Genomic DNA, 4,053 nt, shown 5'->3' on the forward strand with positions numbered 1-4,053 from the left:
GTTCATCGAGTTTCATTTCCGTGACGGTATCGTCGGGCATGGTGCGCACGATCTTCGTCCCGGGCACATCCCACTCGTCCGTGTACTCCTCGCGCGGATCGCAGACGGTCACGTGATAATCCAGCCCGACCGCGATACTGCACAGATACCGCGACAACTGCCCCGCGCCGATCACCAGCATTCGATACCGCGGTCCGTGAATGGTGGAGAGCGTGTTGTCATCGAACATGACGCCATCAGTTTCCTGCGCCGGTTCGAGTTTCACCGCGCCGCTTTGCATATCCAGCGTGCGCGTCACGAGTTTTCCCGCGAGCACCGTCTCGCACAACTCGGCGATACCACTCGCCACGGACAGCGGCTCCAGCACGAGCTGAATCGTGCCGCCGCAAGGCAGCCCGAACCGATGCGCTTCTTCCGCCGATATCCCGTACTTCACACTCTCGGGTTTCGTCTGCTCAATTCCGCGTTGCCTGACGCGCTCGATCAGATCGTCTTCTATACAACCACCCGACACCGATCCCATCACCGCACCGTCATCGCGTACAGCGAGCATCGCGCCTTCCGGCCGGGGCGACGAGCCCCATGTCTTGACCACCGTCACAAGCAATACGCGATGCCCGCGTTCGAGCCAACGCGCACTGTTTCTCAGGACTTCGAGATCCACGCTGTCCATGTTTTCCCCTTCTCTTCACCTTCGCTGCCGGCATCCGGAGATTGCCGCGTTGCGCTGAATACGATGGTGTACGTGCACGGCACGTCGATGTCCATCGAATTTACGCGCCTTATGAATTTCGCTTTCGCGGATCTCGGCGAACGCCGTAAATGCTTCGAAACCAAAGTAAAACACAGCTAAGGAACGCCCGCTCATGTTACAGGTGCCTCACTGTCAGCGTAAAAACGCCGCCTCGGTGGGCGGCGCGAACGTCCGGCAATCTCTCCCACGCGGGGCGGGTCACTCCACCCCACGCCCCAGTTTCGAATGCTGACGCGAATACCCGAAGTAAATGGCCAGTCCGATCGCGAGCCATGCAACAAACGCGACCCAAGTCACCGCTTGCAGGTTCAGCATCAAAAACAGGCAAGCCGCCACCGCGAGGATGGGCACGACCGGCACGCCCGGGCAGCGGAACGCGCGCGGCAGATCCGGATGCGTACGGCGCAGAACCAGCACGGCGATGGACACCATCGAAAACGCAGCTAGCGTGCCAATATTGATCAGTTCCGCGAGCACGTTCAGCGGCACGAGCGCGCCGATCAGTCCAAAGAAGATGCCGACGAACCACGTCGTGAAAAACGGCGTGCCGAACTTCGGATGCACGCTCGAAAGTCGCGCGGGCAACAAGCCGTCGCGGGACATTGCGTAGATGATGCGCGTCTGCCCGTAGCTCATGACCAGGATCACGGTCAGCATGCCGAGCACGGCGCCCAGATCGATAAAACCCGCCACCCACGGCTGTCCCGCGACCTGCAGCGCGTACGACACCGGATGCGAAGTGTTCGCAAACTGCGCCGCCGGCACAATGCCGGTCACGACCGCAGCCACCGCGACATAAAGCACCGTGCACACCGCAAGCGAAGAAATGATGCCGATGGGCAGATCGCGCTTCGGATTCTTCACTTCCTCGGCCGCCGACGACACCGAATCGAAGCCGATAAACGCAAAAAACATTACGGCTGCGGCGCCAAACACGCCGCCCCAGCCGTTCGGCATGAACGGATGCCAGTTCGTCGGCGTTACATGGAACACGCCAACGCCGATCACCATCAGCACGACCGCGACCTTGATCGCGACCATGATGTTGTTCACACGCGCCGATTCCTTGATGCCAATGGAAAGCAGCGCCGTGATCGCCATCATCACGAGAAACGCGGGCAAGTTGAACAAGGTGAACTGTCCAGGCACGGCGCCGGGCGCCGCAGTCAGCACGGTCGGCAGTGCGACGCCGACGCCCGAGAGCAGCGACTGCAGATACCCTGACCAGCCAACAGACACTGCCGATGTCGCTAGGCCGTACTCCAGCATCAGATCCCAGCCGATCACCCACGCCGCCAACTCGCCGAGCGTGGCGTACGAATACGTGTAGATGGACCCGGCAACCGGAATCGTCGATGAAAACTCCGCATACGCGAGCGCCGCGAGCCCGCACGCAATTGCCGCGAAAATGAACGACACCATCAGCGCCGGGCCGGCCTGGACAGCGCCGGTCCCGGTCAGCACGAAAATCCCCGTGCCGATAATCGCCCCGACGCCCAGCAACGTCAGATCGAGTGCGCCGAGCGTCTTCTTGAGTCCGGCGCGCTGCGCGCCGGCGAGCATGTGCTCGATGCTTTTCTTACGGAACAGAGACATGAACAGGGAACTCCTAACCTCGGGCATGGCACGCCGGACCGGCGGCCAAAATCGATTGGAAAACCTGAGATTTTATCGGAGAGAGGAACTTATGCGTCGCAAAACGTTGCAGATAACTTAATTTTGACTTCCGCCAGACAGTGCTTTCGAAGCAGAAATAATCAAAAGTTGCGTCTTGATGAGAAAAACAGATGGGTTTAACTTTTGTAAGCAGAATAAGAAGAAAAAGCCCCTTCTGGAGCTTTTTGTCGCGACGGCGCATTTCGTATCTCGCGCGGTTTATGTACCGCCAAACGAAAAAACCGAAGCGCAAGGCTTCGGTTCTCTTGTCCTGCCGCCAGCCAGCCGATCAATCAGCCAACAAAAGCCTTTTCCACCACGTAATGTCCCGGATGATTGTTGCTTCCTTCCTGGAAGCCCATTTCATCGAGGATCTGACGCGTGTCGCGCAGCATGTGCGGGCTGCCGCAGAGCATGACGCGATCGTTTTCCACCGAGAACGGCGCGACGTCCAGATCGGAGAAAAGCTTCTTTGTTTCGATAAGATCAGTGATCCGGCCACGATTCGCGAATTCTTCACGCGTCACGGTCGGGTAATACACCAGTTTTTCCTGGATCAACTCGCCCAGGTGCTCGTGCGCCGGAAGATGCTCGGTGATGAAATCCTTGTACGCGAGCTCATCGACGAAACGGCAGGTGTGCGTAAGCACGATCTTGTCGTAACGATCGTAAACTTCCGGATCCTTGATGATCGACATGAACGGAGCCAGGCCCGTGCCGGTCGACAGCAGCCACAGCGTTTTGCCGGGCAGGAGGTTGTCGGCGACCAGCGTGCCTACTGGCTTCTTGCCGATCAGCACAGGATCGCCGACCTTCAAATGCTGAAGGCGCGATGTCAGCGGACCGTCCTGAACCTTGATGCTGAGGAACTCGAGATGCTCTTCATAGTTCGCGCTTGCCAGGCTGTAGGCGCGCAGCAGCGGCTTGCCGTCGACTTCGAGACCGACCATGGTGAACTGGCCGTTTTCGAAACGAAACGCGGAATCGCGCGTGCAGGTAAAGCTGAACAGCGTGTCGGTCCAGTGATGGACGCTCAGAACGGTTTGAGGATTAAGGTTGCTCATGGCTTCATGGATAGTGCGGAATCAGGGCGGCGCAGTAGTACGTGCCAGCAGCCGTTTCGACAACCGGGCACGATTGCGACGACAACACCGGAAAGGCGCAACGAAAGCAATGCTGCAGGTTGGTCATGCGCGCTCACGCGAAATTCCGGCGGCATGCTGAAACCGGGCGTGTGACTGCGAAGGCCTCCGCGGCCGGTGCGGGTATTCCGCTTCCCCCACAACCGCACGCGTAGACCATTATTTTACCGCACACGCGATTTCAGGGTTCGAGGAGGGTTTTTCAGCGAGAGATCGGACAACACGCGGACAACACGCTGACAACCCGATACAAACCTTCCGGAGTCCGCATCATAACAACCGCCGACGGCAGCAAGGCAAAGGCCCTGCTGCCTGACGTGATGTTGCTGGATATGAATCTGCCGATCATTGATGGTTGGTCGGTCGCGCGGATGCTCAAATTGGACCCTGCCACCGCACAAATTCCGATCATCGCGCTTACAGCGCATGCCATGTCTGGTGACAGGCAGAAAGCACTTGACGCCGGGTGTGACGAGTATCATCCGAAGCCTGTGCAATTTG

The 4,053-nt window shown here is 58.8% G+C and carries 4 protein-coding genes; 1 reads left to right on the top strand and 3 read right to left on the bottom strand.

Annotated features, from left to right (window positions below; translation table 11 throughout):
- The 3 genes from ACFFAR_RS26710 to ACFFAR_RS26720 form a co-directional block, all read right to left on the bottom strand.
- Window positions 1–673, bottom strand: a 673-nt coding sequence (locus ACFFAR_RS26710; RefSeq protein WP_375508774.1) for an XdhC family protein, incomplete at its 3' end; no start/stop codon positions are given.
- 279 nt (window positions 674–952) lie between these two features.
- Window positions 953–2,350 carry an amino acid permease gene (locus ACFFAR_RS26715; RefSeq protein ID WP_062168628.1) on the bottom strand — a complete coding sequence of 466 codons (1,398 nt, stop codon included), beginning with the start codon at window positions 2,348–2,350 and terminating at the stop codon, window positions 953–955.
- 353 nt (window positions 2,351–2,703) lie between these two features.
- Window positions 2,704–3,474 (bottom strand): ferredoxin--NADP reductase, encoded by a 771-nt coding sequence (locus tag ACFFAR_RS26720; protein ID WP_075359065.1) that lies wholly within the window; start codon window positions 3,472–3,474, stop codon window positions 2,704–2,706.
- 398 nt (window positions 3,475–3,872) lie between these two features.
- Between ACFFAR_RS26720 and ACFFAR_RS26725 the strand changes: the two genes are divergently transcribed.
- Window positions 3,873–4,053, top strand: a 181-nt coding sequence (locus tag ACFFAR_RS26725; protein WP_375508775.1) for a response regulator, incomplete at its 3' end; no start/stop codon positions are given.

This window comes from uncultured Caballeronia sp., assembly GCF_964243625.1.
Classification (GTDB): domain Bacteria; phylum Pseudomonadota; class Gammaproteobacteria; order Burkholderiales; family Burkholderiaceae; genus Caballeronia.